Below are 17417 nucleotides of genomic sequence, written 5' to 3'. Positions count from 1 at the left end.
AAAAATTGAATGGGCGCTCCTATTACTAGATAGATTAAACTAAAAATTGTAAAAAATAACAAGAATGAAGCTAAATCAAAAGAGTCAAAAAAAGAAAATGGAACCGAGTTAATAAAGTAAAACAAAAAAAGAGCAAGAAAAAAAGCTGAAGAAATAGAACAAATTAATAGCCTGATAAAAAAGTTGGTTGTTAATTTCATGATAAACATATTACCTCCTCTTAATTCCAATATTAGTAAGTTATACCTATATATAGCATAGATGTATATTGTTACAATTAATTATAGCATTACTACTATACATATATAGGTTTGTAATGAAAATTTAAAAAATAAAAGGAGGAAAAAATGTATAAAAAAAAGATTATTTTTACTTCAATTATAGCCTTAGGATTTGCTATGTCTCCCTTAATTGTTAGCGCTGACAATGATGTAACTGTTAAAACAAATGATAATAAGGTGATCTTAGAGTTAAGCCCTAAAGAGAACGAATACTATAAAATATACAAAGACGACCAGTTAGAATATAGTGGTACAAACAATAAATATACAGACTATATTGATCAATCACAAAAATATAAAATAGGAGTCTATTCAAATGGTAAACTAAACGAGGTACTCTCTGTTAAAGCGGCTGATAATAAACATAATATTTCTGAACCAACATCTATGAATACCGCAGAAAAAGAGGAATATATTGATAGCATAGTTCAAAATACAAGATTAGAAACTATCGTCACCTCTAATTCAGTAACTATACAATGGCCTAAACTTCCAGATGAAGATAATGTTTATGAAATATTCAAAAATAATGTAAAAATCGCTGAGACAACAGATCTACATTATGTTGATACTAATGTAGAGAGTGGCAAAGAATACAATTACATGCTAAAAATTAATAATGTTGTTTCTGAAGAAACTGCAGATTTAATAAAAAATGAAGCAATAAAAGAAAAAATAGTATTAACTGATGAAATGTTTGAATATGATGGCTCAATATCTACCCTAGTAGCAATACCATCTGTAGAGGAAGAATCATTGACTGAAGATCCAATTATGGATCCTATCTTTGAAAAGGCAAAGGGTAGCGGTACTATTGGTACAAAAGCAATTCCTAAATCAAATGAGTTTTCATTTGATTACAGGACTTATATACCATTCAAGTCAGTTAAAAATCCCAATGTTTTAACTAATGATGACTATCCTTACTTAAAAGGAGATAATAGAGCAAATCCTTCTGCTTATTCTGACAAATACAGAACAGAAGCTAAAGTATATGCAATGTTAAGTCAACCAGCAGCAGTAACCTTATGGAAAAATGTTTCAGAATCACATTATTGTACTGCTTCAAGCTGTTCATCACCAAAATCTCTTGGAACTGCATCGGATAGTGGAATTAAATTACTTAAACATAGAGTAAAGACTAATGACTTAATGTGGGCTGTGAATCATGCAGTGGGTGTTCCAAAAATTTCTGCTCCTAAAATTGATTATAATTATGTTGCTCAACTTTCTAATAAATCATTTATTGCTTATGGAAAACACGATAGAGCACCAAGTCATGAATTTTATATGAATTACCCAACTGGTAGCAAGAAAATTTATTCCCATCAAGTTACTAGTCCACTCGAATTTTTATTGCTTTTTGGTGTGGTACAAGGATCATGGAGTTTTGATATGTAATAATAAAACCATAAACTGTGCTCACTAGAAGGTGTATTGAAGCAAAGGTTTTACATCAAATAAAGTAAAAAAATGCAAGTATTAAAATATTTCTTCTCATAGCATGAGGTAGCGTTAGGAAAATGTGGTTTAGCAATGCTAAACCTATTTTCCTGACGATTACCCCTTCTTCATCCTTATGATGATATAAGGTTTATTTTCCCATAGGGTATTGACTTATTCCCCAATGAGTGGGAATCTTTCTAACACAGTCCAGTTAAACGGATCTTTTATTCTAAAATGACTCTAAACCTATCATTAAATGATAGAGTGGACTAAAGAGATCCGATTCAACAAGTTCTTTCATATGGTCAAAATGAATTTGTAAATCTTCCATTTCGCTGAGAAGAATTTCGTTATTTGAACTTCCTTCTAAGCTGACCTTAATATAAAGAACATCTGAAGATAATTCATCAAGAATTTTCTTATCATACAACTTTTTTAAAAGTTGATCTTCCTTTCTTCTGTTTATCTCATTTAAAAAATTTTCTAATTGATTAATTACTTCTTTTTTCTTCATTTTATTATCTCCTTTCACTTTGAACTTTCTAAGTAAATAGATTACTTCGTTCGTGACTTTATTATAGTTAACTGTCCTTCATATATAACCGGAAAAGGTTCGAGTCATTTCAGCCCTATAATTAGATACTTGCAATCTTAACTTCTATTAGGACAAACAGTTAAGATTAAACACCTAAAGAGTTATAGGGGTACTGCCGACAAAACGCGGATATTATACGCTAAGACATTTTTTGGATATGAAAACCCTAATTTTTCTACGCTAAGCAGAAAAATTAGGGTTTTTTTATATCCTAAGTGGACTTAGGGAATGTATTGAGTTCAAAATCTCAGGTATAAATGAATATTCTCCTAGAAAGTTTATATGTTCCCATCCTAATGGTGATATGTGCGGGAGCAATTCCTCTTGATACTTTCCTGTATTTTTAAAATGTTCAATTGCTTGTGATAGATACACGGTATTCCAAATACTAATAGCATTAATAATTAAGTTTAAGGCGCTGGCACGCTGTAATTGATCTTGTAATGCTCTTTCTCTAAGTTCCCCATGTTTCCCAAAGAAAATAGCTCGTGCCAATGCATTCATAGCTTCTCCTTTATTTAATCCACGTTGAATTCGCCGACGCAATGTTTCGCTAGAAATATAATCTAATATAAACAAGGTTTTATCTATGCGACCCATCTCTCTTAAAGTTGTCGCAAGGCTATTTTGACGAGAATAAGAACCTAATTTCCCCATAATGAGAGAAGCAGAGACCGTTCCTTTACGAATGGAATGTGCCAACCTTAATACATCATCATAATTTTCCTGAATGATCTTGGTGTTAATTCTTCCACGAAGCAACTTCTCCATTTCTGGATATTGGTCTGGCTTTTCAAATGAATAAAGTTTTGAATCTGCAAGGTCTCGTAGTCTTGGGGCAAATCGAAATCCTAACAAATTAGTTAATCCGAATACTTGATCCGTATAACCAGCCGTATCTGTATAATGTTCTTCAATATGCAAGTCGGTTTCATGATGCAATAAACCATCTATAACATGAACAGCGTCTCTTGCGTTTGTATTAATCACTTTCGTATAGAAGCTAGAAAATTGGTCACTAACAAACCGATAAATGGTTGTTCCTTTCCCTGTGCCGTAATGTGGATTTGCATCAGCGTGTAAGGATGAAACTCCTACTTGAACACGCATTCCATCTGAAGAAGAAGTTGTACCATCGCCCCAGTACGACGACAAGTTTAACTGGTGTTGAAAATTCACCATAACGGCTTGTGCTTTATTCATAGCATCTTCATATAAACGCCACTGTGAGGCTGTGGACATTTGCCGGTAAGAAACCCCTTGTGTCGCTTCTGCCATCTTAGTAAGACCGATGTTTGTTCCCATAGCCATAATCGCTGCCATGATCGCAGGCTTTTCTTCTTCTTTCGGTGGATTCAGCGTAGAAGCATGGAGGAACTGCTTTTCGAATCCCGTCCAACTTGCTACTTCCATAAGCAAATCTGTCAACTTCACACGAGGTATCAGTTGATATAGAGATAAACTATATTCTCGTGCTGTTTCTGGAACGTTTTTCTCCAAACGATGGAGATGCAGCCGTCCGTCTTCAAAATTAACCCCATCTAATTCTGTGATATTCGCTTTAATCCATTCAAGCCGATCATGTAATGCATCTATTTTCAATTTTAAGTATTCATCAACAGAAGGTGGTGCGGTAAGTCCATTAAGGTGCTTGTTTTGCTCCCATGCTTCTTTTGTCACTAAATAATTATCAAAATCTTGATGCTGACGACTTCCTTTAATAGAAACGTTACCTGAGCGTACAAGATTTCTTAACTCGGTAAGAACAGACATCTCATAATATTGGCGATTTATATTACCATCATCATCATAAACGTGCTTTTGCCAGCGATTCGAGATAAAGTCCAAAGGAGCTCCTTCTGGAATTTTTCGTTTATTATTTTTGTTCATCTCTTTAATGGTCTCAATAGCTTGAAGCAATGGCTCTCCTGATTTTGTAGAAGTGAATTCTAGGGCTTCTAACAATGTTGGAGTATATTTACGTAAGTAGTTAAAGCGAAATTTTAGTAAGTCTAAGTAATCGTAATCCATAGGGCGTGATAATTGCTTCGCCTCTTCTATTGAGTTTACGAAGTCCTCCCAAGGCATAATAGCTTCTAAGGCTTCAAATGGGTCCTTCCCTTGTTCTTTTGCTTGAATCAATGCTGTTCCCAAATCTGCAAAGTGAATAACCTTTTCATTAACTGATTTACCATTTAACCTCTGAATCTCTTCTTGAGCTTTACGTCCTTTTGATAACAATAGGCTAATTTGCCGATCATGTATCTCAAAGGCATGATCAGTAAGGTTTTGGCTAAGTTGTAGGAGGTGTAAAACTAAAAGCGCAAATTTCTTATTCTCTTTAAATCTACGGAATGAACGGGGTTCATATTTGGAACCCAATCGTGCTAGCTGTAAGACCCTATTTGGATGAATTTCTTTAATATCCACATTAAGTTGCAAAGTTCGTATGACTTGAAGACGTTTTATAACCTTTAAGAAGGCATCTGGAGAAGATTGACCGGGAACTTCTCGCAACCAAGCAAGGGGTGTCTTTGAATTGGTGGAACTTGCATCAAGTAAGTGATCTAACTTTTGTTGAGATTCACTTAATGTAGAGATGATAGATTTAAAAATTCGTTCTTCTGCCCGTTGACGAGCTTCCCATACAATCCTTTCTATTGTTGTCAGTGCTGGCAAAATTACTTTTTGTCTTCGCAATTCTTCAATTGTTGAGCGAATCAAGTAGTCTGTATTTCCGTTCTCAAGAGCAAGTTTAAGAGTAAATTGTGCAATTATTCGATATGCCCCAAAGGATAAGTTTTGGTAGCCATAATGTTGCCGAAGTTCCTCTAGATGTTCATTTCGAGTTGCTACCCGTTTTGCATACTGGGTATATTCTTGAGGGGAGACATCAATTTGTTTTGCAATATAATCGAGTATTGGGCTGGGAATGTCTTTAATCTGAAATAAAGTCCAACCTGGATACCGAAGGACAGCGAGCTGTAAAGCAACCCCTAAGCGATTATGGTCTCTTCGGTGCTTATTAATAAATCCAAGATCTTCTGAGGTAAAAGTATAGTGCATTTCTATGTCATGCTCATTCATATCATCAGGAATAGACACAAACATATTTCGCTGATCGGAGGTTAACAGCTCTTTCCCTCTCATGTTATACCTCCTTGCCAGATTTTTCTTTTGTTCCTAAGTAACGATATAACGTTGTTGCTCCTATTCCTGTGGCTTCTTTAATTTGAGATAAGGAGTAGTCTTTACTTTCATACATCTTCATGGCAAGCATGATTTTTTTAGGTTCAACCTTCGGTCTACCTCCATTTCTTCCCCTAGCTCTAGCAGCTACCAGTCCATCTTTAGTTCGTTCACTAATGATGTCCCGTTCTAATTCGGCTATGCTGGCTAACATTCTGAAAAAGAATCGCCCCATAGCTGTTGTTGTGTCAATTTTATCTTGAATAGACACGAAATGAATTCCCTTAGCTTCAAACTGCTCCATGAGTTCAATTAAATGTTTGGTACTTCGACTGATACGATCTAATTTGTAGACAACTACTGTGTCGCCCTTACGCAGAACTTTAAGTAGCTCGTCCAATTGAGGCCGGTTTTTCCTCTTACCTGATTCTTTTTCTTCAAAAATCTGTTCCACTTCATAATGGTTCAAAGCATCCAGTTGTAATGACAATGACTGATCTTGCGTACTTACCCGTGCATATCCAAATTTCAACACAAGTCCCCCCTTACTTAATACATTTACTATACCATAAAGGGTATTTAAATAGATATATTAGTAATTTGATTTTGGTTATATTTTTGGTTATGTGTTTTAAGTAGTTTTTGAATATTTTTAGATAATCTCTTTTCTACAACCAAAAACGGTCGTTTTTGGTATTTTTTTATATAGAGGAAATGGATATAGGAGATTGTGAAAAGGTGTACTTACACTAACGGGCAGCATTCCTGTAATGAAGAAATATGAGGTTTGAACATAAAAAAGCCCCTTGGTATAGACTGACCTAGCAATATGGGACAGTAATAAAACACCTTCTTAGGCTGCCATATTACCAAACTCTATTGGTGTGTGGTAGCCTAATTTTTCTTGAATACGTTCTTCGTTATAATATCTCATAAATTGATCTACACGCTCTTTTACTTCTTTTAAAGATAAAGAATGGAATTTAACATACTGAAATTCCTCTGATTTTAGATTAGAATGAAAGGACTCCATGACGGCATTGTCCCAACAGTTTCCTCTGCGTGACATACTACTGACTAAATTTTGCTCTCTGACCCGACTTTGATACGCATAAGAAGCATAGACACTGCCTTGATCGGAGTGGATGATTATTCCTTCAGGATTCCCTCGTTTTTCTAGTGCTTCATCCAAGGTATCCATTACTAAAGAAGTTTGTTGATGGGGATAAAGCTTATAGGCAACGATTTGATTGTTATACAAATCCATGATGGTAGATAAATATAAAGTATCTGGACCATATTGAATATAGGTAATATCCGTTACCCATTTTTCGTTAGGATTGCTTGCATAAAATTCTCGCTGTAATAAATTGGGCGCAACAATGACCGATTCCCCCTGTGATTTCCACCTTCTCTTTTGCTTTATTCTACACTGAAGATGATATTTTTGCATAATCCGTTGAACAGTATTACGGTTTAATTTAATTTGATAATTACGCTTTAACAGCTCTTTGATCTTCCGGTGTCCATATCGGTACTTTGTTTCTTTGCAGAGGGAAATAATTGTTTCCTCCTCCTTAGATAACTCCATTGGTTGCGAAGATGCCCAGCGATAATACGTAGATCTTGGAACATGTAAAGCAGATAAAATAGCTGATACAGTATATTTTTTTCGTAATGTCTGTACTAATTGGAGGACAATTTCCTTTTCAACTCCTTTTCGATTTCCAAATACTTTTTTAAGATTTCATTTTCCTGCTTTAAGTGATTCATTTGACGTTCTTTTTTATCTTCATCACTTGAATTATCTGGACCATGCCCGTATGAATACTGTTTTCCTATAGGTTGATCGAATCGATGAACTTGATTTTCCCGATACCATTTCATCCACGTTTTGATTTGAGAAACATTTTTAATTCCATATTTCTGCATGATTTCTTGATTCGTAAACTGACCACTCATCTTATCTTTAACAACTGCCCATTTAACCTCACTTGAATATATGTTTTTGCCCACGCAAAACACCTCCGAGTTAGTACTTTGTTTAAGTGTACCATTCGAAGGTGTTTTATAGTGTCTCATTTATTTAGGTTAGTCTAGTATGATATGAATGTCCAAAGCCTGGCGGCAAAAAGGACAACAAACACATATACCAGGAGGCTATTCAAATGAATTATAACCAAAATGAAAAGATTGCTCAAATTACTTCTCAAACATTAATTATAGGTGTTGATATTGCTAAATACAAGCATGTGGCAAGAGCCCAAGACTTTAGAGGTTTAGAATTTTCAGCACCTTTATACTTTGAAAATACAGATTCTAGTTTTAACTGTTTCTTAGAGTGGATAAAAAAGTTAATGAATCAAAACAATATGGAAAAAGTGATCGTAGGAATGGAGCCGACAGGTCACTATTGGCTGAATTTAGCTCACTTCCTTAAGGCGAAAAATATCAAGTTTGTAGTTGTAAATCCTTTGCATGTAAAGAAAAGTAAAGAGTTAGATGATAATTCTCCAACTAAAAATGATGTAAAGGATGCAAGAGTTATCGCACAGTTGGTCAAAGACGGGAGATATGCAGAACTTCGTGTGGCTAGAAAAATACGTGATCTTCTATCTGTTGATCTTCAAGCAGTTCAAGGGCAAGTCCATAATTGGATAGACCGCTATTTTCCAGAGTTTCTTACCGTCTTTTAAGGATTGGGAAGGTAAATCTGCTATACAATTACTAAAACTAAATTTATTGCCACATGAGTTAGTAGCTCTCTCCGAACAGGAGATACTAGTACATCTTCGAAAAGCTGTTAAACGTGCAGTGGGACTCAGTAAAATAAAAGAACTAAAGAAGATTGCAGTTGCTTCAATTGGTATTAGGGAAGGTTCTGATATGGCTAAGTTAGAGCTTCGCACGTTAATAGACAAATATGAACTAATAAAAGAAAAGTTCGAAGAACTGGAATCTAACATAGATAAACTTCTTGAACAAATTCCAGGTGTTGAACAAATGTTGGCTATTAAGGGAATAGGGAAAGACACGGTTGCAGGCTTTTTTTCAGAGGTAGGAGACCTAAGTTACTATTCCCACCCAAGGCAGATTATCAAACTAGCTGGGCTTAGTCTTAAGGAAAATACATCTGGTAAGCATAAAGGGGTCCTACCAACAAAAAGCGCAAAACATACGCTAAGCAAATTTCGACATAAATAAAGCCGAGTTTTCCTACGCTAAGAAAATTCGGCTTATTATTTATTGAATAAGAGGGCGCAGCGAATGTAAGCTTGCTATTTTCTTCATATCAAAGGTGTATTCCCCAAGAAAATTGATATGTTCCCATCCTAATGGCGAAATATGTTTTAGTAGATCTTCTTGAAAATCCCCTTTTTCCTTCAACAATTTTGTTGCTTCGGTAAGATATACGGTGTTCCATACACTAATAGCGTTAATTATAATATTTAAAGCGCTTGCACGTTGAAGTTGATCTTGCAGTCCTCGTTCCCGTAACTCCCCTCGTTTTCCAAAGAATAATGATCTTGCCAAGCCATTCATAGCTTCTCCTTTATTCAATCCTCGTTGAATACGCCTACGTAGAGCTTCATTAGATATGTAATCTAAAATAAAAATAGTTTTTTCGATTCTTCCCATTTCTCGTAATGCAGCAGCTAACTTGTTTTGCCTTGCATATGATCCCAATTTCCCCATAATAAGCGAACCAGACACTTTTCCTTCTCGAATCGAATGGGCTAAACGGAGCACGTCATCAAAGTTTTCCTGAATAATCTTTGTGTTAATCCGTCCACGAAGTAATTTTTCTAGGTCAGGAAAATCACTTGGCTTTTGAATTGTGTATAGTTTGGAATCAGCTAAGTCACGAAGCCTTGGCGCAAAACGAAAACCTAACAAATGACTTAATCCGAATACAGAATCTGTATAGCCGGCCGTGTCTGTGAAATGCTCTTCAATATTTAATTCTGTTTCATGATGAAGCAACCCATCGATGACATGGACAGCATCTCTTGCATTGGTATTAATGACTTTCGTATAAAACGAGGAAAATTGATCACTTGTAAACCTATAAATGGTTGCCCCTTTTCCTGTGCCGTAGTGGGGATTTGCTTCGGCATGCAACGATGAAACACCAACCTGTACTCGCATTCCGTCGGATGAAGATGTGGTGCCATCTCCCCAATAAGAAGCTAGAGCAAGTTTGTGTTGAAAATTTACCAAAGTTGCCTGTGCTCGATTTATAGCATCATCATATAATCTCCATTGTGCGGCATTGGCCATCTGATGATAAGTAACTCCAGGTGTAGCATCTGCCATTTTAGTCAATCCAATATTCGTTCCCATTGCCATAAGCGCAGCCATCAAAATGACCTTTTCTTCTCCATTTGGAGGGCGATTAGTGGAAGCATGTATTAACATTTCGTCAAAACCTGTCCAGTGCGCTACCTCCATTAAAAGATCAGTAAGCTTAATTCTCGGAAGCATATTATATAAGGATAAACTGAAAGTTCGTGCATCTTCTGGGGTATTCTTTTCCAAACGATCCACTCTAAGTTTTGCTTTTTCTATATTTATTCCTTCAAGACTATCAAGGTTATTTGAAACCCATGTAAGGCGTTCAGCTAGAGCTTTCTTTCTTTCCTCAAGGTATTCCTCTGCTGATGAACGAACTGCCAGTCTAGTTTCTTTAAGATTGGTTGTTGTCCATTCATCTTTGGGAACAAGGTACTCCTCAAAGTCTTTATGAAGCCTACTGCCGACTACAGATACGTCTCCTGAACGAATATGATTTTTTAATTCCGTAAGGGCAGCCATTTCATAATAATGTCGATTAATTGTTCCTTCCTCATCGTATACATGCTTTTGCCATCGTTTTGGGACGAAATCTAATGGAGCTCCATCTGGTACTTTTCTTTTTCCGGATTCATTCATCACGTTCAATGTTTTTAATGCACGTAATAATGGTTCTGCTGCTTTTGTAGAATGAAATTCTAATGATTTCAAAAGAGTAGGGGTATACTTTCTCAGATAAGTAAATCGATTCTCTAGCAAATCAAGGTAATCATAATCCATTGGTCGAGCTAATTTTTTCGCTTCTTCAACAGAAGTAACGATTTTATCCCAAGGCATTATCTTTTCAATGGTCCTAAATGGATCAAGCCCTTCATCTCGTGCTTGAATAAGTGCAGCCCCAATATCTGCAAAATGAACAACTTTTTCGTTAACTGCTTTTCCATTTTCTTTTTGCATTTCCTCTTGTGTTTTACGACCTTTCGATTGTAAAATCATCATTTGCCGATCATGAATTTCAATTGCTTGGTCAATTAAATCCTGACTTAGAGTTACTAGGTATGCGACAAGAATGGTATATTTCTTATTTTCTTTAAATCTGCGAAACGAATGGGGTTCATAACGTGCCCCAATGCGAGATAATTGTAGTAACCGATTAGGATGAACTTCATTTATGTTTAATGGAAGTTTCAACTCCCGAATATATTCTAAACGCTCTATTACTTTTAGAAAGGCATCCGGTGATGACTGACCCGGAAGTTCTCTCAACCATGCCAATGGGGTTTTCCTGCTTTCCGCAAAGGGATCTATAAGTTTATCCAATTTGTGTCTTTGCCACGGTGAAAGAGTAGCAGTTAAAGAGTTAAAAATCCTTTCCTCTGCTCTCCGACGGGTATCCCACACAAGTCGCTCTATTGTAGTCATTCCAGGAAGAATTATTTTTCGATTCCTAAGTTCTTCTTGAACAGTTCGAAGTAGATACATAGAATTGCCATTTTGAAGTGCATGTTTCAAAAGATACTGAGCTAACTCCCGATATGTACTTACAGAAAAATTCTGGTATCCATATACCTGTCGAATTTCTTCCATATGTTCATGCTTGGTTGGGTCACGTTGGGCATATAAAGAAAATGAATCGGGATTAGCATTTATTTGTTTTGCTATATAGTGGAGTACATAGTCTGGTATAGGTTCAACATCTGTGAGAGACCACCCTGGATAGCGCAATACACATAATTGGACAGCAAACCCTAAGCGATTATGATCTCTTCTGTGTCGTTTTATAATTTCCATATCAAATTGCGAAAAAGTATAATAGGTTTCTAGTTCTTGTTTACTCATTTCATCCGGTATTTTTACAAATTCTGCTCTTTGATCTGCTGTAAGTAATTCTTTCCCTCTTGATGCCATTTCCTCCCCATCCTTTCGTAAGCAAAGACTTACTTCTTTTCTAAATATCGATAAACAGTTGTTCGGGAAACTCCCCACATTTGAGCAATATCAGTAACGGGTGTCCCATTTGCTACCAATGTCTTCAACATTTCTAATTCCTTTTTATCTAACTTCTCCGGTCTTCCTCCTAAACGCCCTCTGGCTCTTGCAGCAGCACGACCAGCTGCTGAACGTTCTTGAATAAGATTACGTTCGAACTCAGCAAAGGCCGCAAATAGATGAAACATAAGCTGCCCTGTTGCACTAGCCTTGTCCATCGTAATGTTTTCCTGCAAGCTGTGGAAACTAATACCTCGGTCATTAAGGTCATTCACAATTTTAATTAAATGCTGCATATTTCTCCCTAATCGATCTAAGCGCCAAACTACTATCGTATCACCAGAGCGTACAAATCGAAGGGCTTCTTCCAATCCTTGTCTTTTATCTTTGGCGCCACTAATTTTATCTGTAAATATTTCTTCGCAACCATGTTCTTTAAGAGCATCCAATTGTAAATCAAGATTTTGAATGCCTGTTGAAACACGAGCATATCCTACCTTCATTAATTTCTCCCCTTATTTTTAAATTTCTCTGTTTTATCGTAACATAACTTAATGTTAGGGGTAATATCTGAACATAGATTTCTTTACAGAGTTTATGAACACATATAGTAGATAGAAAGCTATAAAACTATTTAAATTTCCCTGCGTTCAGAAATTGATGAGTTTTTGAACAAAACAAATAAGTATCCTGAATGACAAGACTTCTAGGCTGCAGAACAATTTATTTTAGATCTTTCATTTTTAGTTTTGCGCCACTGTTTTTCTAAATGGAAAGCGCCGTAAAACTGAGGAACGTAATAAAAGCCTGAATGAAGGAAGTATCATACAGGCTAATTATTACTTAATAAATTCACTTTTTGATCTAAGAATTAGGTTGTCAAAAATAAATAACAACTATGGCATGAGAATCTTCCTTACCAAGAATGGAGGCCGTTTCGCTTTTTAAAATCAGTTTAAGCTACGAATTTGGCTGGGTCTTAAATTTTTGAGAGCCCCATCACAAATCGATTTTCAAGTATGAAATTTGAGTTATTTAAAAATCAATTGAGCAATTTCCGTTCCACTTTCAACTTCATCTGACTTTAACGGAATCATTTCAGAGATTTTTTCTTCAAAATTCGGGAAAACAAGGACTGAAATAATTTCTTTTCCCTTCTCCTCAATATAGGAAAGATCAAAAGTACCAATGTGGTCATTAACACTAACTATATCTCCAGCATTAATTTTGATATTAAATCCTTCACCTTTTAATTCAACTGTTTCAAGTCCTAAATGTAATAGCATTTCAAGGCCATCTTCCGTTACCATTCCAATTGCATGTTTAGTAGGAAACACTTGTGTAACCTTCCCATTTACAGGAGAAAAAACTTCGCCGTTAGTTGGAATAAAGGCTAGCCCTTCGCCCATCATTTTCTGGGAAAAAACGGGATCTGGAACACTTCCTAATGGAATAACCTCGCCCTTTAAAGGGCTATGGATGAATATATTTTTTTCTTTTTTACTCTTCTTAAAAAACATCATTTCACACCTCAATGTCTATCTTTTACTATTTATATAATCTAAATATCCAAATGCCAATGCTTCTACCACAATAAAAAAGGAAGAGGCAGATCGTACCCACCAATTTTTCGGAATAGGATTCATCGTACTGGAAGCATATAAATTAAAATCAGCATGTCCTGACAACCAATTACTTTTAAAATTGGTAAGGGAAATCATTTTTGCACCCTTAACTGCAGGAATATCAGGTAACCCTTGTAAGTTTGGATTTTCACCGGATAGCGAAAACAAAATAATTAAATCTTTAGAAGTTAACTTTTCAATTATAAGCCTATATTCATTTGCGTGGGCCATTGCAGGAATAATTTGAACGGGTTTGCCAATAAGTAGGAATAGTCGTTGCAGTTCTGCAGCTTGATTTTTCTGGGCTATTCCTGTTGAAATGACATAAATATTTTCGCTAGTATCAATTGCTTTATAAATAGGTTCAAAGTCCACACTATTTAAATAGTCTAACGTTTTATTGACATCATAAAGAACTTGTTCAAACAATTCATTTGGTTTAAGTTCCTCATTTGGGCTGGCATTTTCCCATTTTACAAAGTTTTTAAATTCACTATATCCACTAAAACCTAATTTTTGAGCAAATCTTAATACAGATGATTTGGATGCTAAACTATTTTTAGCTAACTGATTAATACCCATGTTCCCAATTTTATCTTTATTAGCAAGAACGTACTTAGCAATAGTAAAATCAGTATCACTCAAATACTCATAATTTTTATTAATTAACTCTTCAAGATTCACAAGGAGATCCTCCTAACTTAATTACCAGGCAACAGGGTATGAAAACACCTCATACCCGCTACTAGTTTAGCAAACCCTTTTTCCTTAAGAAAGTTCCGGCCAAAAATCCTTGTTTGCCTCGATAAGGTCATCTAAAATTGCTTTTGCAACACTCGCACTTGGTACTGTCTTTGACAATGTTAGCGCCTGCCAAAGTTTTTGATATGATTTTTCTAAATAAGCTTGAACGACTAACTTTTCTACTGATACTTGTTGTTCAATCAATCCCTTTTGGAATTGAGGAATCGTCCCAATAGATAGTGGTTCCACACCTGCTTTACTTACTAAACATGGAATCTCAACCATTGCAGTTGGTTCAACGTTTGCAATCGCCCCATTATTAGGAACAATTAATAGCATTCTTTCATATGTGTTGTATGCAAGCGCTCCTGCCAATCGAACGATGAATTCCGCGTGTTCCCCGGCTTCAATACTTGTTCCTTCAGCGGTGCCAGCTTCGGCAATTCGTATACATTCGGCAAAAACATTCTTTTCACGATGATCCATCACTTCGTTTGCCCGTGTATGTTCTGGGTTTGAATGTTGTACTACATAGTCAGGGAATAAATAATATTTTAAATACGTATTTGGTAGTGTATCCGGGTCAACAGCGTATACGTCCTTAGCTTTAGTAAATGTATCCATCCAGCTGGATTCCGCTAGCAGTGGATTATTAATCCCATCATTTTTAGCCCCATAACCCCATTGTTTTACATGTTCTTTCAATCTTGGCATTAAGTCATTGCCTTCTTTATCATAAAGCTCAGTCCACCAACCAAAATGGTTTAGTCCATAATACCGTTCAATAATATCATTCTCAGATTCCAACCCTAAAATGTCAGCCATTGATTTTTTAATGGCAACTGGCATATCACAAATATTAATGATTTTCGAGTTAGGACGTAAGATACGTGTTGCCTCTGCAACAATCGAAGCTGGGTTAGAGTAGTTTAACATCCAAGCATTCGGTGAATACTTTTCCATATAATCAATTAATTCAATTACTCCTGGAATTGAACGCATACCATAGGCCATGCCGCCAGGTCCACATGTTTCTTGACCAACGGCCCCATATTTTAATGGAATTTTTTCATCTAGTTCACGCATTTTTAGACCACCGACACGAATATGTGCCATTACGAAATCAACATCTGTAAAAGCTTCCTCGGGATCTGTTGTTGCTATGAATTCAATTTTAGGAGCACGTTCCTTAATGATAATTTCACATGCTTTCGCAACGATATCTTGACGTTCTTTATTATTATCGTAAAATTTTAATTTCCGTAATGGAAATTTATCTTGATTTTCAATTAACATCATTACAATTCCAGCTGTATAAGTACTTCCCCCACCAGCAATTACTACAGAATTTTTTTTCATTTTTAGTCCCTCTTTCCTTATTGTTGTTATGTCTTAGTGTATAAATATTTCTTTAAGGTTAGTATACTGCGATTTTTCCTTCATCGTAATAGTTTGGAAAGATGATGGGAAAGGTTTCACTCATTGGGAGATTTCTTTAACCTTCTTACATCCTATTTTACTTTCGAACACTTTTAATCTTTTCTTCCATTTTATCTCGAACTTGACCAACTGATAGTCCAACTATTACTTGGATCGCTTGTTTATTTCGAACTAAGCCATGTGCTCCATGTTTTCTAAAAACTTGTTCACTTTCTAGTTTTTCAGGATCTTTTACTGTAACACGTAATCTCGTTGCACAGTTTGTAATATCTTGAATATTTGCAGCGCCACCTAAATCTGCTAAAAAGTATTCAGCTAATTGTTCAAAAGAACTGCTTCCACCTGTATTTCCTAATTTCTTCTCTTTGTAATCTGCTTTCGTAAATAACTTGCTTTCTACATCATCAGACTCCCTGCCTGGCGTCAAAATATTAAACTTAATAATTAGATATCTAAATAAAACAACATAGATAACGGTAAATCCTAAACCAATACCTATTTGAAGCAGCCAAGTTGCCCAGTGATTTTGCCATGTACTTGCCCAAGTGATTGAGAAATCAAGTAAGCCGTATATAAAGTTACCTGAAACACCAAAGGCATACATAATTGCAGTCATTAAACCAGCCAAAATAGCATGAATTAAAAATAAATAAGGAGCAATAAACAAGAATGTAAACTCTATTGGTTCTGTTATCCCTGTAATTACTGCAGTAAATGCAACAGGTAAAATTAATCCAATTGTTTGTTTTCTTTTCTCTGGTCTACTTGTAATGATAAGTGCAATTGCTATGCCCAAGCATCCAAATACTTTGGAATTCCCAAACAAGGTAAAACCACCCTGAGGAAACAACTCTGTCATTGATTTAGTCGAATTTGCAAACTCTGCTACATGAGAAAACCAATAAGCTAGAAGTCCCCCATTTACTGCAGCTGGTCCATAAGCAAAGGGCTGCCAGATAAAATGGTGTAAACCAGTTGGAATCAGAATTCTTTCTAGAAAACTGTAAAGCCCTACACCTATAGCTCCAGATGTTTTTAATAGCCCTTGAAGTGAAAAAATCCATTCTTGAATATGTGGCCAGACAAGACAAGTTAAAAGTGCTACTGGTATCATAACTAAGAATCCTACTATCGTGACCAAGGCACTTCCTTGGAAAATTGCTAAAAGGTCTGGCAATTTTTTATCATAAAAGCGTTCATGAAGCCAGATAGTAATTCCTGCAATAATTAATGCACCAACCATACTCGTATCAAGCGTTTTAATACCTGCTATACTTGCTAATCCGCTATATCCGCCTACATCCTTAGAGAAATCCACCCCAAAAGTTGAACCAGATGTAGATAGTAATGAGTTGATAAATACATTAAAAAACATATAAATAACGAAAGCTTCCAATGCAGCCCTGCTCTTTGATTTCTTTGCTAAACCAATAGGTAAACCGATAACAAATAAAAGGGGAATATTTTGAAATACAACGTAACTCCCATCAAAAATTAATTTCCAAAATGCATACCAAATGGTACCTTTAGCAGCAATACTTCCGACCATTTGCTCATTTAATAAAGTGTTACTGAGACCTAGTAACAATCCCATAGCCGGCATAATCATTACTGGAATAAACATGGCTCCACCAAATCGCTGCAATTTCTGCATCATAATGAATCAACTCCTTTTTAGTTTTTATAAGAAAGCGCTATCTCTAGAGCAATTATAGAGCTGCATGATTATTCTAACAATCACTTATCAATAACTTGGGAAAAGTACCAGATAATGAAACAAATGAGACTCAGAAAATTGAAAATAACTTTTAGGAG

Annotated in this window: 11 protein-coding genes and 1 pseudogene; 2 read left to right on the top strand and 10 right to left on the bottom strand. The window is 35.7% G+C overall.

All coding sequences use genetic code 11. The annotated features are described in order from the left end of the window. Positions 1 to 347: 347 nt before the first annotated feature. Positions 348 to 1682, top strand: coding sequence for a hypothetical protein (locus MHH96_RS24020; protein ID WP_341118190.1), 1335 nt, complete (start codon positions 348 to 350; stop codon positions 1680 to 1682). Between the two features lie 274 nt (positions 1683 to 1956). Here MHH96_RS24020 and MHH96_RS24015 read toward each other — a convergent pair whose 3' ends face one another. The 4 genes from MHH96_RS24015 to MHH96_RS24000 form a co-directional block, all read right to left on the bottom strand. Next, a complete protein-coding gene (locus tag MHH96_RS24015; RefSeq protein WP_341118189.1) occupies positions 1957 to 2241 on the bottom strand; it encodes a hypothetical protein in 285 nt (94 codons plus the stop codon). Positions 2242 to 2526: 285 nt separating this feature from the next. Further along, on the bottom strand, positions 2527 to 5472 hold the full coding sequence (locus tag MHH96_RS24010; protein WP_341118188.1) for a Tn3 family transposase: 2946 nt from the start codon (positions 5470 to 5472) through the stop codon (positions 2527 to 2529). A 1-nt stretch (position 5473) separates the two neighbouring features. After that, positions 5474 to 6043, bottom strand: coding sequence for a recombinase family protein (locus MHH96_RS24005; protein WP_000668444.1), 570 nt, complete (start codon positions 6041 to 6043; stop codon positions 5474 to 5476). Positions 6044 to 6364: 321 nt separating this feature from the next. Then, a protein-coding gene (locus MHH96_RS24000) for an IS3 family transposase (RefSeq protein ID WP_095329094.1) occupies positions 6365 to 7527 on the bottom strand; the annotation gives its coding sequence in 2 pieces (ribosomal slippage) (positions 6365 to 7251 and positions 7251 to 7527; 1164 coding nt in all). 152 nt (positions 7528 to 7679) lie between these two features. Here MHH96_RS24000 and MHH96_RS23995 point away from each other — a divergent pair. Then, positions 7680 to 8694 (top strand): annotated as a pseudogene (locus tag MHH96_RS23995) (IS110 family transposase); the annotation flags it as partial. A 60-nt stretch (positions 8695 to 8754) separates the two neighbouring features. Here the strand turns inward: MHH96_RS23995 and MHH96_RS23990 are convergent. The 6 genes from MHH96_RS23990 to MHH96_RS23965 form a co-directional block, all read right to left on the bottom strand. Then, positions 8755 to 11712 carry a Tn3 family transposase gene (locus tag MHH96_RS23990; RefSeq protein ID WP_108072854.1) on the bottom strand — a complete coding sequence of 986 codons (2958 nt, stop codon included), beginning with the start codon at positions 11710 to 11712 and terminating at the stop codon, positions 8755 to 8757. 29 nt (positions 11713 to 11741) lie between these two features. After that, the gene (locus MHH96_RS23985) at positions 11742 to 12296 is read right to left on the bottom strand and encodes a recombinase family protein (protein WP_108072856.1); all 555 of its coding nucleotides are present in this window, start codon (positions 12294 to 12296) and stop codon (positions 11742 to 11744) included. A 528-nt stretch (positions 12297 to 12824) separates the two neighbouring features. Continuing rightward, complete coding sequence (locus tag MHH96_RS23980) at positions 12825 to 13316, bottom strand: PTS sugar transporter subunit IIA (protein WP_061810986.1); 492 nt, start codon at positions 13314 to 13316, stop codon at positions 12825 to 12827. A gap of 15 nt (positions 13317 to 13331) precedes the next feature. Continuing rightward, positions 13332 to 14102 (bottom strand): MurR/RpiR family transcriptional regulator, encoded by a 771-nt coding sequence (locus MHH96_RS23975; RefSeq protein ID WP_061810985.1) that lies wholly within the window; start codon positions 14100 to 14102, stop codon positions 13332 to 13334. An 84-nt stretch (positions 14103 to 14186) separates the two neighbouring features. Continuing rightward, complete coding sequence (locus MHH96_RS23970) at positions 14187 to 15521, bottom strand: 6-phospho-alpha-glucosidase (RefSeq protein ID WP_061810984.1); 1335 nt, start codon at positions 15519 to 15521, stop codon at positions 14187 to 14189. 157 nt (positions 15522 to 15678) lie between these two features. Continuing rightward, positions 15679 to 17259: an alpha-glucoside-specific PTS transporter subunit IIBC gene (locus MHH96_RS23965; RefSeq protein WP_061810983.1), complete on the bottom strand. Its 1581-nt coding sequence runs from the start codon at positions 17257 to 17259 to the stop codon at positions 15679 to 15681. Between the last annotated feature and the right edge of the window lie 158 nt (positions 17260 to 17417).

The organism is Niallia sp. FSL K6-0212, from assembly GCF_038007605.1.
Taxonomy (GTDB): domain Bacteria; phylum Bacillota; class Bacilli; order Bacillales; family Cytobacillaceae; genus Niallia; species Niallia circulans.
This window is presented reverse-complemented; position numbering and strand designations above follow the sequence as displayed.